Origin of the sequence: Streptomyces sp. NPDC088915 (genome assembly GCF_044749825.1) — a bacterium.
Classification (GTDB): Bacteria; Actinomycetota; Actinomycetes; order Streptomycetales; family Streptomycetaceae; genus Streptomyces.
The window spans coordinates 46,723-62,453 of the sequence record NZ_JBIVIR010000025.1; the positions used below are offsets into that span (position 1 = coordinate 46,723).

Consider the following 15,731-nt stretch of genomic DNA (forward strand, 5'->3'; position numbering starts at 1 on the left):
CCGCTAGGCGGACTTGCGGCTGTCGCGCGGATGCACGGCGATGTTCATGGCGCCGGAGCGCAGGACGGCCAGCCTCTCGGCGAGGACCTCCTCCAGCTCCTCGCGGGTGCGCCGCTCCATGAGCATGTCCCAGTGCGTACGCGCAGGCTTGCCCTTCTTCTCCTCGGGACCGTCCCCGTCCACCAGGAGTGCCTGGCTTCCGCAGACCTTGCACTCCCACTCCGGCGGAATCTCCGCCTCTACCGAGAAGGGCATCTCAAAGCGATGTCCCTTCTCGCATGCGTACTCCACCGCCTGGCGCGGGGCCAGATCGATGCCGCGGTCGGTCTCGTAGCTCGTCACCACGAGGCGCGTGCCGCGAAGAGCTCGCTCACTCATGAATCGTGCCTCCCGGGCTTGTCGCCCACAGGACAGATGTCGCTGTCGTCGTTATCCGGTCAACGTCCGGTCGGCGGTAAAGATTCCCGTGCCGGGTCATGCGTCGCCCGTCGTGCCGCCCTTGTTGTACCCACCAGTGCCCGTTTTGTCACATCTGACGGCAGGTGTGACGTGGTGTCTTCACCAAAGCAGCACGCAGTAACGGTCCGCCTGGCAGGCCAAACGCGTACACTACCGCCCTTTCACCGCCACGTCTAAACACGCTCCGGCGCCGCGTTTCCCGCGGCCTCGGCCGCGCGTCGCACCGGCACCCTGGCGAGCAGGACGAAGCCTACGGCGAAGAAGATCAACAGGGAGATGATGGCATCCCGATAGCTTCCGGTCAGCTGATACGCGAGACCGAACACGAGCGGACCCAGCCAGCTGAGCCCCCGGTCGCTCATCTCGTACGCCGAGAAGTACTCCGCCTCCTTGCCGCGCGGCACCAGGTGCGAGAACAGCGAGCGCGACAGGGCCTGGCTGCCGCCCAGGACCAGGCCGATCGCGGCCGCCAGGCAGTAGAAGAAGACCGGCGCGTCGGCCGGCAGGACGTAGGCCGCCGCCAGGATCAGGGTCCAGACCGCGAGCGAGGCCAGGATCGTCCGCTTGGCGCCGTACGACCGGGCGAGCCGCCCCATGCCGAGGGCCCCCGCCACCGCGAGCACCTGGACGAGCAGGACCGCCGTGATGAGCGTCGTCTGGTCCAGGCCCAGCTCCTCCGAGCCGTACAGGGAGGCCTGCGAGATCACCGTCTGCACGCCGTCGTTGTAGATCAGGTACGCGAGGAGGAAGGAGAGCGTCAGCGGATGCCGGCGCATGTCCTTCAGGGTCGCCCGCAGCTGGCGCCAGCCGCTGCCGACCGCGCCCTCGCCGGCCCGCTCCCGTCCCTCCGGGGGGATCCGCCGGTCGCGCAGCCGCCGCAGCGGCACGAGCGTGAACGCGCCCCACCACACGCCGGCCGAGGCCAGGCAGATCCGGACCGCCTCCCCCTCGGTGAGCCCGAAGGAGTCGTGGCCCGAGTAGAGGACCAGGTTCAGGACGAGGACCAGCGCGCCGGACGTGTAGCCGAAGGCCCAGCCGCGCGAGGAGACCGCGTCCCGCTCCTCCGGCTCCGAGATCTGCGGCAGATAGGCGTTGTAGAGCGCCATCGAGACCGAGAGCGAGGCGTTCGCCACGATCAGCAGGAAGGCGCCCAGGAGGTAGCGGTCGCCGCCCAGGAAGAACATCCCGGCCGTGGCCGCCGCCCCCAGGTACGCGGCCGCCGCGAGCAGCGGCTTCTTCCGGCCCGTGCGGTCGGCCGCCGCGCCCACCAGCGGCATCGCGACCACCGCGACCACGATCGAGGCCGACACGGCGTACGCGAAGAGCGAGCCCGCCCGCACGGGTATGCCCAGCGGGTGGACGAACCCCTCCGGGTCTGCCGCCGCCCGCGCCACCGAGGTCAGGTACGGGCCGAGGAAGACGGTGAGCACGCTCGTCGAGTACACCGAGCACGCGAAGTCGTAGAAGTACCATCCCCGCTGCTCGCGCCGCCGTTCGGCGGGGCCGGTGGCGTACTCCTCCGGCTCGGTGGTCCCAGCGGTCACGGCCGCCCCCTCGTTCGTCCCGTGGGCCCGTGCCCCCTGCGGTCGGTCCCCGGGCCGCCCGGGCGCGCTCAGGTCCACGCGCCCCGCTCGGTCAGCACCGAGCGCAGCGTCTCCAGGTGATCGGTCATGATGCCATCCACCCCCAGGTCGAGGAGAGAGTGCATGCGGGCCGGATCGTTCACGGTCCAGACGTGGACCTGGATCCCGCGCGCGTGCGCCGCGCGGACGAACCGCCGGTCGACCACCGGGACCCCGCCCTGGCGCTCCGGGACCTGCGCCGCCACCGCGCCGGCCCGCAGCGCCGCCGGGACGCCGAGGGAGCGCAGCCGCAGCCCGAGCACCCCGCGCACCCCGTACGAGGTGGCGAGGCGCGGACCGGCCAGGCGCTGCGCCCGGGCCACCCGGGCCTCGGTGAAGGAGCCGACGCAGACCCGGTCCCAGGCGCCGGTCCTGCGGATCAGGTCGACCAGCGGGGCCAGGGCCGACTCCGTCTTCAGGTCCACGTTCCAGCGGGCCTCCGGGAACTCCTCCAGGAGGTCGGCGAAGAGCGGCAGCGGCTCCCGGCCCGCCACCCGGGCCTCGCGCACCGCCTCCCACGGCAGGTCGCGGATCCGCCCCGAGGCGTCCGTCACCCGGTCCAGGGTCGCGTCGTGGAAGGCCACGAGCACCCCGTCGGACGTCGTGTGGACGTCGGTCTCGAAGTAGCGGTAGCCCGCCGCGGCGGCCCGGCGGAAGGCGGCCGCGGTGTTCTCCAGGCCGTTCGCCGTGCCGCCGCGGTGGGCGAACGGAAGGGGGGAGGGGTGGTCGAGGTAGGGGTGGCGTACGCGAGTCACCGCCGCAGTATGGCCTGTTCCGGTGTCCCGGGGGCGACCGCCGGGGGACGGACGGCCGTCGCGGGGCCGGCGTCCTCCGCCGGAGCGGGGCCCCCGGCCGGGCCGGGGTTCTCCGCCGGGGCGGGTCCCGAGGAGGCCACCGTGATGCCGCCCTCCCGCTCCGGGACCGCGAAGCGGCGCAGGAAGAACTGGGCCAGCGGGCCGATCGAGAGCGCGTAGAGCACCGTGCCGATCCCCACCGAGCCGCCGAGCAGGAAGCCGGTCGCCACCACGGCCACTTCGAGGAGCGTCCGCACCAGGCGGATGGAGCGGCCGGTGAGCCGGTGCAGACCGGTCATCAGACCGTCGCGCGGACCGGGGCCGAACCGCGCCGCGATGTACAGACCGGTCGCGAGCCCGTTGAGGACGATCCCGAGCACCATCAGCGGCACCCGCACGACCAGGGCGCCGGACTCCGGGACCAGGGCCAGGGTGCCGTCCATCGCCAGACCGATCACGAAGACGTTGGAGACCGTGCCGAGGCCGGGACGCTGCCGGATCGGGATCCACAGCAGCAGCACCACCGCCCCCACCACGATCGACACCACGCCGATCGTCAGCCCGGTCCTCTCGGCGAGTCCCTGGTGGAGGACGCCCCAGGGCTCCAGGCCGAGCGCGCCGCGCACCAGGAGCGCCGAGCTGACGCCGTACAGCGTCAGTCCCGCGTAGAGCTGGACGAGCCGACGGGTGAGGTGCCGGCCGCGGAGACCGGAGGCGATGGACAAGGTGCTGCCCCCCAGGGTGGTGGTAGTGGACTGACTCGTGCCACTCTGTGGCAGGGGATCGAAGGCCAACCATGGCCAATTCGAGGAAGGTGGACTGATTTCCATGGCTCAGTGGACTTCGGCGGTGGGACCGGCACAGCTCGCCCGGCAGCTCCAGGCGCAGCAGGCCCGGCCCGCCGGGCCCGGCGCCCGCAAGCCGCCCGCCTACCGCGCCCTCGCCGACGGCATCCGGCTCCTCGTCCTGGAGGGCCGCGTCCCGGTCGCCGCCCGCCTGCCCGCCGAGCGGGAGCTCGCCCTCGCGCTCGCCGTCAGCCGGACGACGGTGGCCGCGGCCTACGAGGCGCTGCGCACCGAGGGCTTCCTGGAGTCGCGGCGCGGCGCCGGCAGCTGGACCGCCGTCCCCGCCGGGAACCCGCTGCCCGCGCGCGGCCTGGAACCGCTGCCGCCCGAGGCCCTCGGCTCGATGATCGACCTCGGCTGCGCCGCCCTCCCCGCCCCCGAACCCTGGCTGTCCCGGGGCTTCCAGGGCGCCCTGGAGGAGCTGCCGCCCTACGCCCACACGCACGGCGACTACCCGGCCGGCCTCCCCGCGCTGCGGCAGATGCTCGCCGACCGGTACACGGCCCGCGGCATCCCCACCATGCCCGAGCAGATCATGGTCACGACCGGCGCCATGGGCGCCATGGACGCGATCTGCCACCTCTTCGCCGGGCGCGGCGAGCGCATCGCCGTCGAGTCCCCCTCGTACGCCAACATCCTCCAGCTCATGCGCGAGGCCGGGGCCCGGCTCGTGCCCGTCGCCATGTCCGAGGGCCTCGGCAGCTGGGACCTGGGCCGCTGGCGCCAGGTGCTGCGGGACGCGGCGCCCCGCCTCGCGTACGTCGTCGCCGACTTCCACAACCCGACCGGCGCGCTCGCGGACGAGGACCAGCGGCGGCAGCTGGTGGAGGCGGCCCGCTCGGCCGGCACGGTGCTCGTCGTCGACGAGACCATGGCCGAGCTGCACCTCGACGACGACCTGGAGATGCCCCGGCCGGTCTGCGCCTTCGACCCGGCCGGCTCCACCGTCCTGACCGTCGGCTCGGCCAGCAAGGCCTTCTGGGCGGGCATGCGCATCGGCTGGGTCCGGGCCGCGCCCGACGTCATCCGCTCCCTGGTGGCCGCCCGCGCGTACGCGGACCTCGGCACCCCCGTCCTGGAGCAGCTCGGCGTGAACTGGCTGATGCGGACCGGCGGCTGGGAGGAGGCGGTGGGCCTCCGGCGCGACCAGGCCAGGGAGAACCGGGACGCGCTGGTGACCGCGGTCCGCAGGGAGCTCCCGGACTGGGAGTTCGTGGTCCCGCGCGGCGGCCTGACCCTCTGGGTGCGCACCGGAGGCCTCTCCGGCTCCCGGCTCGCCGAGGTGGGCGAGCGGGTCGGCGTCCGGGTGCCGTCCGGTCCGCGCTTCGGCGTCGACGGCGCCTTCGAGGGCTTCGTCCGACTGCCCTTCACGGTCGGCGGCCCGGTCGCGGACGAGGCGGCCGTGCGGCTCGCCGCCGCGGCCCGGCTCGTCGAGTCCGGGGCGGGCGGCGGGGCGGAGTCGCCGCGCTCGTTCGTGGCGTAGTACCGCCGGGGCGGGTGCCTTCCGGAACGTACGGAGGGGCGGGTACGGACACCACGGTCCGTACCCGCCCCTCCGCGTCGTTCCCGGTGCTCAGCCCTCCGCCGGGACCGGGGCGTGGAGCGGTGCCGGACCGGGCGCCGGAGCCGGCTCGGGCGCGGTGACGGGGATCTTCTCGATCACCACCGTCGGCGCGGGAGCCGTCGTGGGCGTGGCCGGGGTCCGCTCCGGCAGGAGGTCCAGGACCGCCCGGCGGTGCGCGTCGCTCGTCGCGTCGTCGTACGGGTCGGGCGTCGCCGGCACCTGGAGCCGCAGGACCGGACCGGTGCCCAGGCGCGCGTAGCCGCGGCCCGCGGGGACGTCGGGCGTCGGCGTGGTGTGCGGCCGGGCGCCGAGGACGGCCTCGATCTGCCCGGGCGCGGCGGGGCCCAGGACGACCCGGGCCCGGGTGTGGCTCCGTACCGCCTCGCTCAGCACGTCCACGTTGTCGAACTGCTCGGCCACCACCACCGTGACCTGTGCTGCCCGCCCGTGCCGCAGCGGCACCTGGAGCAGCTCCTGCGGGTCGGGGCGGCCGTCGGCGGCGGCCAGGTGGCCGAGGACGCTCGGCCGGTCGAGCAGGATCCACAGCGGCCGCCGGGTGTCCTCCGGGGCGGGCAGGCCGGCCTGCCGGGCCCGGTTCGCCGCGATCAGGCGCCGCTCGGTCTCGTGCGCCGCCCACTCCAGGCTCGCCAGGGCCCCGGAGAGCCCGCACTCGACGGAGAGGACCCCGGCGCGGCCGGCCAGGCACGCGTACTCGCCGGTGCCGCCGCCCTCGACGATCAGGACGTCGCCGTGGGGGAGCGCCTGGAGCGCGAGCGAGCGCAGCAGGGAGGTGGTGCCGCTGCCCGGCTGGCCCACGGCCAGCAGGTGCGGCTCGGTGGAGCGGGGACCGGTGCGCCAGACCACGGCCGGGGCGTCCTCCGTGCCGTCCGCCGCGACCACCGGCACGGTCCGCTGCACGGCCTCGGCGTCGGTGAAGCCGAGGACGGTCTCGCCCGGCACGGTGACGAAGCGCTGGGCGGCGATGGTGGTGGGCAGGGCGGGCAGCACGCTCAGGACGAGCCGGTTGCCCTCCTCGTCCCAGTCGAAGCGGTACTCGCGGCCGCGCCCCGACTTGGCGTGCAGCAACTGCTCGATCCGGGCGCGCGCGGCCGGGTCGCCGTCGGTGAAGTACGGGGGGTACGCGATCCGCAGCCGGGTGAGACGCCCGTCCCCGTCGAAGGCGTACTCCCCGAAGGCCCCGCTCCAGTCGCCCCCGTGGGAGAAGAGCGGGGAGGGGTCCTCGGGAACGGAGAAGTACGGCACGAGCGCCTCGTACAGGCCCTTGAGGCGGGCGGTCTCCGCCTCGTCGGGTCCGGTCTTCACGACCGGACGCTCGCGCCCCTTCCACGCGGCGGCGCCCATGACCGTGACGAGCGCGAGGAGCGGCCCGTACGGCAGGAGGGCGACGACCATGACGCAGGCCGCGACCAGGAACAGCGTGGGACCACGCCGTTCCTTGGGGGTCGCGGCCCACCTGGCGCGCGCGGACGCGGCCAGCTTCCGCAGACCCCGGGAGACCGTGATCAGCGGATGGAGCACGTCGGTGGCGCTGTCGGCGGCCGTGCGCGCGATCTCTCGACTGCGGGCGATCTGCGCGCTGCCGCTGCTCAGAATGCGGGGGAGTGGTCGCCGGGCCACGTCGTACTCCTGAAGTGGTGGAAGGGGCTGAGGGGCGTCAGAACTTGATCCCGCCCAGGAGGCCGGCGAGGCTCTGCCCGCCCGCCGTGATGCTCGGGGCGATGGCGGTGCCCGCGAGGTAGAAGCCGAACAGCGAGCTGACGATGGCGTGGGAGGGCTTCAGGCCGTCCTTCTTGAAGAACAGGAAGCAGATGATGCCGAGCAGGACCACGCCTGAGATGGACAGGATCATTGGGTGTTCTCCTGGTTGAGGGGACAGTCACCACGAGTTCTTCCAGGTTCACGGCAAGTATCTATGTGACTAAAGGTGCATTGGAGTGAAAAACGGGTGTTTTCACTTGACCGGCGGACGGCGGACGCACGGCCGGGTGGCGAAACGCCCGGGGTGCGCTATAGGCGGATCGGGAACGGACGGAACGCCGTGATCTTTGCCTCGGTCGCACACGGTCATGTCCCCGGACGGGCAGTACCCTGTCGATTCACCCGTACGGCCGCGCCCGCCGTGCACGGCCCGACAGCGCAGGAGAGAGGCGGTCCCACCCGATGAGCGAGACTCCGGACCCCGAGGTCATCGAGCTGGCGTCCAAGGTCTTCGACCTCGCGCGCACGGGGGACGCCGAAGCCCTCGCCGCCTACGTCGACGCGGGCGTCCCCGCGAACCTCACCAACGACCGGGGCGACACCCTCGTCATGCTCGCCGCCTACCACGGCCACGCCGCCGCGGTCTCCGCCCTCCTGGAGCGGGGCGCCGACGCCGACCGCGCCAACGACCGCGGTCAGACCCCGCTCGCCGGCGCCGTCTTCAAGGGCGAGGGCGACGTGATCCGCGCCCTCCTCGCCGGCGGCGCGCATCCGGAGGCCGGGACTCCGTCCGCCGTCGACACCGCCCGGATGTTCGGCAAGGCCGAACTCCTGGAACTCTTCGGGACCCGGTGAACGGGCGCTGAACCCCAGGTGAGGCGGCGTCGTAAATGTGGTCGCGGTGGCGAAATGGGTGGGTCATCATGACGTCGGACCCGGCGAAACGGGCCACCGACGAGAGGCAGAGGAAGATGGTCACTGGCAAGCGCAGGACGACGAGCGGCCCGACATGCCGTCGCACGGCCTAGGCGTACACCGATGTACCGCCTGACCCGGTTCATTCCGGTCATCCCGGCATCCCCCGGTCGTGTCGACAGCTTGATGTGAGGCGTCTCCCCATGTTCGATCCAGTCATAGCGCCGAGCGGCACCCTGCTCGGCCTGCTGCAGCGGGGCCGCGGCGACGGCACCCTGCACGCGCTCGCCGCGCCACGCGCCGAGGCCCTCGCGGCCCTCAACCGCTGCGTTCTCGACGACCCCCGCCACGACTGGCAGGTCGAGAACCGCTCCCTGTACTACGCCCGTCTCTACCTGGACCTCCACGGAGGCCTCGACGAGATCGAGGCGCACCTCTTCGGCGCCGAGGACCACCTCGACACCGAGGAGTCCCGCACCGGGCTCGCGCTCGCCGTCCTCGGCCACCTCGCCTCCTACGGACGCCAGGACGCCCTGCTGCTGCTCCGGCGCTACGCCGCGGTCGGCAGCAACTGGGCCTGGGCCCTGGACGAGCTGGCCCTCCGCGACGACGACGCCGGACTCCGCGCGCTCGCCCCGTCCGTACTGGCCCGCTTCGCGGCCGACGCGGAGGGCGGCGCCGAGCTGGCCCGCACCGTGCGCGACGCCTTCGAGCCCCGGCCCTGGCGGCTGTGGGCCGAGGACCGGCGCGACACCGTGGGCCCCCGCGTCAGGGCCGCCATGGAACAGGGCTCCTTCGACCGCTGGCAGCGCCAGATGCGCCCCACCGGGCCCCGCCCCGGCTGGAGCGTGCGCGCCGTCCTCGACTGGGCGCAGGAGGGGTACGAACGCGGCGCCGTCCTCCACGGCCCCGCCGCCCGCTGCCTCGCCGCCGTCGCCGGACCCGAGGACCGGCCCGAACTCCTCGCCGCCGCCCGCGACGGCGCGGAAGGGGCCCGGGGCGCCGCCCTCCACCACCTCGCCGCGTCACGGGACCCCGCCGTCCTCGACCTCGTCGAACACGCCGCCGACAGCGGCTCCCGCGAGATCGCCGAGGCCGCCGTCGCCGCCTACCGGCGCATGTGCGGCGAGGACGCGGTCGCCCGCGCCCGCGCGTGGATCCGGCGCACCGACGCGCTCGGAACCGCCGCCGCCGAGGTGCTGGCCTGCCGCGGCACCGCCGAGGACTCCCCCTCAGTCCTCGGCGCGCTGCGCGAGACCGTACGCTCCCAGGGCCCCGACGCCCCCGCGCTCCCCTTCCTGATCGACGGCGCGGGACGCCTCGGCATCGCCTGCGCGGCCCCCGTGCTGCGGCACGTCTACCGGGAGACGACCTCCTCCCAGCTGCGCGGCCGCACGGCCCGCGCCCTCGCCGCCACCGACCCCACCTTCGCGACCGGCTTCGCGGTCGAGTGCCTCTGGGACTGCGAGGAGACCACGCGCGAGGTCGCGGCCCAGCACGCCGAGACCGGCGACATCCGCGTCGCCGAACGCCTGCGCCGCCTCGCCGCCGACCCGGCCGAGGAGGTCGAGGTCCAGCTGGCGGTGCGCAACCGGATAGGGCCGGACCTCCAGGTCTGAGGCCCCGAGCGCCCTACGGGGGCGGGTCACGCCGATGGCGTGGCGCGCCCCTGTCGGCTTTTCGAAGGGCCTCGCGCGTTCCTGAAGGGGTCCTGCAAGGCCCCGAAGGGGTCTGCGGGCGTTCCCCGAAGGCGCCCGCGCGGGGAAACGCTCATGGGACGTTCCCTCCCCGTCCAGATCGACTTTGACGGGGACACGCCGGGCGCGACGACAACACCCGTATGCGTGTCGTCATCGTCACCGAATCCTTCCCTCCCGACGTCAACGGTGTGGCGCACTGCGCCCTGCAGACCGCGCGCCACCTCGTCCGGCGGGGCCACGCCCCGCTCGTCATCGCCCCCGCCGTCGCCGACCCGGCCGCGGACGCCGACGCCCCCTGCCCCGTCGTCCGGGTGCCGTCCCTGCCCCTGCCCGGCTATCCGCAGGTACGGGTCGCCCTGCCCAGCCGCCGGGTCGCCGCGGCCATCGCCGCACACCGCGCCGACCTCGTCCACCTCGCCGGACCGTTCGTCCTCGGCGTGCGCGGGATGACGGCCGCCGCCCGCCTCGGCATCCCCGCCGTCGCCGTCTACCAGACCGACCTCGCCGGCTACGCGCGCACGTACGTGGGGACCGGCGAGGGGACCGCCTGGCGCCGCCTCCGCGCCGTGCACGGCGCCGCCGACCGCACCCTCGCCCCGTCCTCCGCCGCCCTGCGCGCCCTGGAGGCCCACGGCATCGGCCGCGTCCGGCTCTGGGGCCGCGGGGTCGACACCGCCCGTTTCCGCCCCGAACTGCGCGATCCCGCCCTGCGCCGCGAACTCGCCCCGGACGGCGAACTCCTCGTCGGCTACGTGGGCCGCCTCGCCCCCGAGAAGCGCGTGGACCTGCTCGCCGGGGCGTGCGGGCTCCCCGGCGTACGCGTCGTGGTCGTCGGGGACGGCCCGAGCGAACCCGCCCTGCGCGCCGCCCTGCCGGGTGCCCGGTTCACGGGCCGCCGCACCGGCGCCGACCTCGCCCGGATCTTCGCCTCGCTCGACGTCTTCGCCCACACCGGCCCGTACGAGACCTTCTGCCAGACCGTCCAGGAGGCCATGGCGAGCGGGGTGCCGGTGGTCGCCCCGGCCGCCGGCGGGCCCCTGGACCTGGTCGACCACGGCCGCACCGGGCTCCTGGTGCCCCCGGACGACCCGGACGCGCTGCGCGCCGCCGTCGCCGCGCTCGCCACCGCGCCGGACCTGCGCGCCGCCTACGGCCGGGCCGGCCGCGCCGCCGTCGAGGGCCGCACCTGGGAGGCCCTCGGCGACGAACTGATCGGCCACTACCGGGAGGTCCTGCACGCGCGGACGGCGGTGGCGGCGTGAACGGCATCCGTGCGACGGCGGACACGGGGACGGGTACGGGGACGTATACGGGCACGGGCACGGGCGCGCGTACGGGCGGGCCCGCCGGTCGCGGCGGGCTCCGGATCGTGCGGCTCGCCAACTTCGTGACACCCACCTCGGGCGGCCTGCGCACCGCCCTCGACCGGCTCGGCCGCGGCTACCTGGCGGCCGGGCACGAGCCGGTCCTCGTCGTCCCCGGCGCCACCGCGAGCGACCGCCGCACCGAACAGGGCCGGGTCGTCACCCTCCCCGGCCCCGTGCTGCCCGGCACCGGCGGCTACCGGGTCCTCGCCGACCGGCGCCGGGTCGCCCGGCTCCTCGACGAACTGGCCCCCGACCGGATCGAGGTCTCGGACCGCACGACCCTGCGGTGGACGGGCGAGTGGGCGCGACGCGCCCGCGTGCCGTCGGTCATGGTCTCCCACGAGACCGCGGACGGGGTCCTGCGCACCTGGGGCGTGCCGCCCGCCCTCGCGGCCCGCGCGGCGGACCGGCTCAACCGCCGCACCGCCTGGGCGTTCGCGCGGGTCGTCTGCACGACGGAGTGGGCCGAGCGCGAGTTCGTACGGATCGGCGCCCGCAACGTCGTACGGGCCCCGCTCGGCGTGGACCTGGACCACTGCCGGCCCGGCCGCCGCGACGCCGCGATGCGGGCCCGGTACGCGGGCGGGGAACGGGTGCTGCTCCTGCTGTGCTCGCGCCTCTCCGTCGAGAAGCGGCCCGGCACGGCCCTGGACGCCCTGGAGGAGCTGCGCGCCGCGGGGGTCGCGGCGGCGCTCGTGGTCGCGGGCGACGGGCCGCTGCGGGCCGCGCTGGAGCGGCGGGCGCGCGAGCGGCGCCTCCCGGTGCGGTTCGTCGGGCACCTCGCCGACCGGGAGGCCCTGGCGGACCTCCAGGCGGCGGCCGACGTCTGCCTGGCGCCGGGGCACGCCGAGACGTTCGGGCTCTCCGCCCTCGAAGCTCTCGCCTGCGGGACCCCGGTCGTCGTCAGCGCCTCCTCGGCCCTTCCCGAGGTCGTCGGCACGGCCGGGGTCGCCGCCGCCGACATCCCGGCGGCCTTCGCCTCCGGGGTCCAGAGCCTCCTCGCCGTCCCGGAGGAGGTCCGCCGCCGGGCCGCGCGCACGCGTGCGGAGGGTTTCGCCTGGGACCGCTCCGTCGCCGCCTTCCTCCGCGCCCACGACGCCCTCCCCGTCCGGGAGGGGCTCCCCGTTCGGGAGGAGCTCTCCGTCCCGGAGGGGCTCTCCGCCCCGGAGCCGCTCGTTTCGGAGGAGCTTCCCGCCCGGGAGCCGCTCGCTTCGGAGGAGGCCCGCCGATGACGGGGGACGAGGCCACGCGCGCGGGGACGGGGGACGAGGCCACGCGCGCGGGAGCGCTCTTGCCCGGGGTGCCGGCGCCCCGATCCCCGAAATCCAGGTCCCTGAAGCCCTCGTCCCCGAAGCCCCCACCCCCGGAAGGCCTCCGCCCCGCCCCCGCCGGCCCCGTCCGTTTCGCCGTGCTCGGGGACTCGCTCAGCGAGGGCGTCGGGGACCGGGTGGACGGGGCCTGGCGGGGGTGGGCGGCGCTGCTCGCCGACGGGCTCGCGGCCGAGGGGGAGGAGACGGCGTTCCTGAACCTGGCCGTCAGCGGCGCCCTCGGCGCGGACGTGGCCGGGGAACAGGCCCGCCGTGCCCTCGCCTTCCGGCCCCACCTCGCCTCCGTCGTCGTCGGGGTCAACGACACCCTGCGCCGCACCTTCGACATCGGGCTCCTGGCCCGCCGCCTCGACCGGGTCTGCGCCGACCTCGACGCCCTCGGGGCCGTGCTGCTCACCGCCTGCCTGCCCGATCCGGGCCGGATGCTCGGCCTGCCCCCGCCCCTGGCGCGCCCGCTCGCCCGCCGCCAGCGGTCCGTCAACGCGGTCGTGCACGCGCTCTCCGCCCGGTACGGGACCGTCCACCTGCACCTGGACGACCGGGCCTGGACCGACGACCGCGCCCTGTGGAGCGCCGACCGGCTCCATCCCGGGGAGCGCGGCCACCGCGCCGTCGCGGCGGGCTTCCACCGGCTCCTCGCCGACCGGGGGCTCGCCCACGGCCCGCCGCCCGCGCCGGAGCCCGACCGGCCGCCGCCGACCCGCACCGAGTCGCTGCTGTGGCTCGCCACCGCTGGTACCGGCTGGGTCCTCCGCCGCAGCCGCGACCTGCTCCCGCAGCTCCTCCTGCTCGCCGCCGCCGAGCTGCGCCACCGGGCCGACGGCACCGGGCCCCTCGACGCGCGTGCGGACGCCGCCCTCGCCGCCGCGCTCGAGGCCGTGGCGGGGGACCGGGCCTCCGCTCAGCGCACCGGCACGAACCGCACCGCCGTCCCCGGCACCGCCTGGGCCGCCGCGCCCAGGTCGGCCTCCCGGACGACCCCGACCACCGGATAGCCCCCGGTCGTCGGGTGGTCCGCGAGGAAGACCACCGGACGCCCGTCCGGCGGCACCTGGACCGCGCCGAGCACCATGCCCTCGCTCGCCAGCTCCCCGGGCACGGCCCGCTCCAGGGCCGGCCCTTCGAGCCGCAGCCCGATCCGGTTGCTCGCCGGGGACACCCGGTACGCGCGCGTGGCGAGGGTACGGAGGGCGCCGGGCGTGAACCAGTCGTCGCGGGGCCCGAGCCGGACCCGCAGGACGAGCGCGTCCGGCGGCCCCGGCCAGGGAGGGGCGTCGACCGGCACGCGCACCGCCGTGTCCGCGCCCAGCGGCAGGACGGTCTCCCGTGCCAGGGGCGCCGGGCCGAGGCCGGACAGCAGGTCGGTGGACCGGCTGCCGAGCACCGGCTCGACCTCGATCCCGCCGCCGAACGCCACGTACGCCCGCAGCCCCCGCGCGGCCGTCCCGACCTCGATCACCGCCCCGGCCGCCACCCGGACCGCCGTGCCCCAGGCGGCCGGGCGCCCGTCCACCCGGACCGGGCAGGGCGCGCCGCCCACCGCCACGGTCACCGCGCACCGGGCCCGCACCGCGCACCCGTCGACGGTGGTCTCCAGGACCGCCGCCCCCTCCGCGTTGCCCACGAGCCGGTTGGCGAGCCGTACGGCCGCCGGGTCGAGCGCGCCCGAGCGGACCACGCCCAGGTGCGCGTACCCCGGGCGCCCCAGGTCCTGCACGGTGGTCAGCGCCCCCGGCCGGACCACGTCGACGGCCCTGCCCGTCACCGTCCTTCCCCGTTCCGAGGATTCCGAGGCTTCCGGGGGTTCCCGGGGGTTCCGGGGCGTTCCTCCGTGAAACGGACCCGGGTGCCGGGGGAGAGGAGCGCCGCCGGGTCCCGCCCGGTGTCCCAGAGGACCGCGTCCGTGGTGCCGATCAGCTGCCAGCCGCCGGGGGAGGAGCGCGGGTACACGCCCGTGTACGGCCCGGCCAGGGCGACCGAGCCGGCCGGGACGGCGGTGCGCGGAGTGGCCCGCCGGGGGACCTCGTACCGCTCGCCGAGCCCCGTCAGATAGCCGAAGCCCGGCGCGAACCCGCAGAAGGCGACCCGGAAGTCGGCCGCCGTGTGGATCCGCACCGCCTCCTCGACGGACACGCCCCAGTACGCGGCGACCTCCGCCAGGTCGGGCCCGTCGTAGCGGACCGGCACCTCCACGACCCGCTCCACGCGCGCGGAGAGCGGCCCCACCTCCCAGCCCGGCAGCTCGGCCGCGAGCCGGTCCGGGTCCGCCACCCCGTCGAGCAGCACGGTCCGCGCCGCCGGCACGACCTCCCGCACGGCGGGCAGGGCACCGGCGGCCCGCCGCCGCAGCACCTCGGCGTGGAACGCCTCCGCCTCGGCGCCGCCGTCCAGCTCCACGAGCAGCGCCCGCTCGCCCACGCGCAGCACGCGCACGCGTACGTCCGTGGAAGGGGCCCCGGAGAGGTCCTCGCTCATACGAAGGCCTCCACCCGCACCCCGGAGGCTTCGAGGCCCTCCCGGACCCGCTGGGCCAGCTCCACCGCGCCCGGGGTGTCCCCGTGCAGGCAGAGCGAACGGGCCCGGACGGCCACGGAGGCCCCGTCGTGCGCGGTGACCGTCCCGAGCCGGGCCAGGGCCACCGACCGCTCCACGACCTCGGCGGGATCGGTGACGACCGCCCCCTCGTGCCCGCGCGGCAGCAGGGAGCCGTCCGCCCGGTAGGCCCGGTCGCCGAAGGCCTCGGCGACGACCGGGAGCCCGGCCGCCGCGGCGGCCTCGTGCAGCCGGGACCCGGGCAGCCCCAGGACCGGCAGCGTCCGGTCCGCGAGCAGGACGCCCTCGACGACCGCCCCCGCCTGCTCGTCGTCCCGGACCACCCGGTTGTAGAGGGCGCCGTGCGGCTTCACGTACGCGACCCGGGAGCCCGCCGCCCGGGCGAAGACCTCCAGGGCGCCGATCTGGTACGCCACCTCGGCGGCCAGCTCCGCCGCCGGGACGTCCATCGACCGCCGCCCGAAGCCGGCCAGGTCGCGGTAGGAGACCTGCGCCCCGATCCGCACCCCCCGCGCGGCCGCGAGCTCGCACACGCGCCGCATGGTGGCCGCGTCCCCGGCGTGGAAGCCGCAGGCCACGTTGGCGCTGGTGACCACGGACAGGAGTTCCTCGTCGTCGGTCAGGGTCCAGCGGCCGAAGCCCTCGCCGAGATCGGCGTTGAGGTCGATCGACACCCGGTTCGTGCTCATCTGCGCCTCGCGGGGTGGGGCGTGCCCGCGCGGGCACGGCGGGATCGTCAGGTGCTCTCAACGTAGAGGATCGTTGAACGATCCGACAAGAATGCGCCGAGAAGCCGCCGAGAGTCCGGCGAGAAGCAGCCGGGAAGCCGCCGGGAAGCAGCCGAGAAGTCGCCGGGAAGCAGCCG

15 protein-coding genes are annotated in these 15,731 nt (G+C 75.7%); 6 read left to right on the top strand and 9 right to left on the bottom strand.

All coding sequences use genetic code 11. The features are described from left to right. Positions 1-3: 3 nt before the first annotated feature. The 4 genes from ACIP5O_RS33860 to ACIP5O_RS33875 all read right to left on the bottom strand — a co-directional run bounded on the left by ACIP5O_RS33860 (position 4) and on the right by ACIP5O_RS33875 (position 3,600). Positions 4-378 (bottom strand): RNA polymerase-binding protein RbpA, encoded by a 375-nt coding sequence (locus tag ACIP5O_RS33860; RefSeq protein ID WP_026278069.1) that lies wholly within the window; start codon positions 376-378, stop codon positions 4-6. Positions 379-632: 254 nt separating this feature from the next. Beyond that, positions 633-2,003: an MFS transporter gene (locus tag ACIP5O_RS33865; protein WP_401300715.1), complete on the bottom strand. Its 1,371-nt coding sequence runs from the start codon at positions 2,001-2,003 to the stop codon at positions 633-635. A gap of 68 nt (positions 2,004-2,071) precedes the next feature. Then, entirely contained in the window at positions 2,072-2,836 is a 765-nt protein-coding gene (locus ACIP5O_RS33870; protein ID WP_401300719.1) for a glycerophosphodiester phosphodiesterase, read from the bottom strand. Beyond that, positions 2,833-3,600: a YitT family protein gene (locus ACIP5O_RS33875; RefSeq protein WP_401300721.1), complete on the bottom strand. Its 768-nt coding sequence runs from the start codon at positions 3,598-3,600 to the stop codon at positions 2,833-2,835. Before ACIP5O_RS33875 ends, ACIP5O_RS33870 begins: the two co-directional genes overlap by 4 nt. Positions 3,601-3,703: 103 nt before the next feature. Here ACIP5O_RS33875 and ACIP5O_RS33880 point away from each other — a divergent pair, with 103 nt between their 5' ends. Further along, positions 3,704-5,203, top strand: a complete 1,500-nt coding sequence (locus ACIP5O_RS33880; RefSeq protein ID WP_401300724.1) for a PLP-dependent aminotransferase family protein — start codon at positions 3,704-3,706, stop codon at positions 5,201-5,203. A gap of 90 nt (positions 5,204-5,293) precedes the next feature. Here ACIP5O_RS33880 and ACIP5O_RS33885 read toward each other — a convergent pair whose 3' ends face one another. Continuing rightward, entirely contained in the window at positions 5,294-6,922 is a 1,629-nt protein-coding gene (locus ACIP5O_RS33885; RefSeq protein ID WP_401300727.1) for a hypothetical protein, read from the bottom strand. 37 nt (positions 6,923-6,959) lie between these two features. After that, entirely contained in the window at positions 6,960-7,154 is a 195-nt protein-coding gene (locus ACIP5O_RS33890) for a hypothetical protein (protein ID WP_125667438.1), read from the bottom strand. Positions 7,155-7,465: 311 nt separating this feature from the next. On the opposite strand from ACIP5O_RS33890, the gene ACIP5O_RS33895 reads away from it, so the two are divergent. From ACIP5O_RS33895 to ACIP5O_RS33915, 5 genes are all read left to right on the top strand, one after another. Next, positions 7,466-7,858 (top strand): ankyrin repeat domain-containing protein, encoded by a 393-nt coding sequence (locus ACIP5O_RS33895; protein ID WP_125667437.1) that lies wholly within the window; start codon positions 7,466-7,468, stop codon positions 7,856-7,858. 263 nt (positions 7,859-8,121) lie between these two features. Then, positions 8,122-9,537 (top strand): HEAT repeat domain-containing protein, encoded by a 1,416-nt coding sequence (locus ACIP5O_RS33900; protein ID WP_401300733.1) that lies wholly within the window; start codon positions 8,122-8,124, stop codon positions 9,535-9,537. Between the two features lie 221 nt (positions 9,538-9,758). Beyond that, the gene (locus ACIP5O_RS33905; RefSeq protein WP_401300736.1) at positions 9,759-10,880 is read left to right on the top strand and encodes a glycosyltransferase family 4 protein; all 1,122 of its coding nucleotides are present in this window, start codon (positions 9,759-9,761) and stop codon (positions 10,878-10,880) included. 104 nt (positions 10,881-10,984) lie between these two features. After that, on the top strand, positions 10,985-12,217 hold the full coding sequence (locus tag ACIP5O_RS33910) for a glycosyltransferase (RefSeq protein ID WP_401300801.1): 1,233 nt from the start codon (positions 10,985-10,987) through the stop codon (positions 12,215-12,217). 176 nt (positions 12,218-12,393) lie between these two features. Continuing rightward, positions 12,394-13,308, top strand: coding sequence for an SGNH/GDSL hydrolase family protein (locus ACIP5O_RS33915; RefSeq protein WP_401300739.1), 915 nt, complete (start codon positions 12,394-12,396; stop codon positions 13,306-13,308). Here ACIP5O_RS33915 and ACIP5O_RS33920 read toward each other — a convergent pair. Genes ACIP5O_RS33920 through ACIP5O_RS33930 form a run of 3 tightly spaced genes read right to left on the bottom strand, consistent with a single transcriptional unit; the run spans position 13,215 to position 15,555 of the window. Continuing rightward, the gene (locus tag ACIP5O_RS33920; RefSeq protein ID WP_401300742.1) at positions 13,215-14,078 is read right to left on the bottom strand and encodes a biotin-dependent carboxyltransferase family protein; all 864 of its coding nucleotides are present in this window, start codon (positions 14,076-14,078) and stop codon (positions 13,215-13,217) included. The genes ACIP5O_RS33915 and ACIP5O_RS33920 overlap by 94 nt on opposite strands. After that, on the bottom strand, positions 14,075-14,788 hold the full coding sequence (gene pxpB, locus ACIP5O_RS33925) for a 5-oxoprolinase subunit PxpB (protein ID WP_401300743.1): 714 nt from the start codon (positions 14,786-14,788) through the stop codon (positions 14,075-14,077). The genes ACIP5O_RS33920 and pxpB overlap by 4 nt, the downstream gene beginning before the upstream one ends. Then, the gene (locus tag ACIP5O_RS33930) at positions 14,785-15,555 is read right to left on the bottom strand and encodes a LamB/YcsF family protein (protein ID WP_401300746.1); all 771 of its coding nucleotides are present in this window, start codon (positions 15,553-15,555) and stop codon (positions 14,785-14,787) included. Before ACIP5O_RS33930 ends, pxpB begins: the two co-directional genes overlap by 4 nt. Between the last annotated feature and the right edge of the window lie 176 nt (positions 15,556-15,731).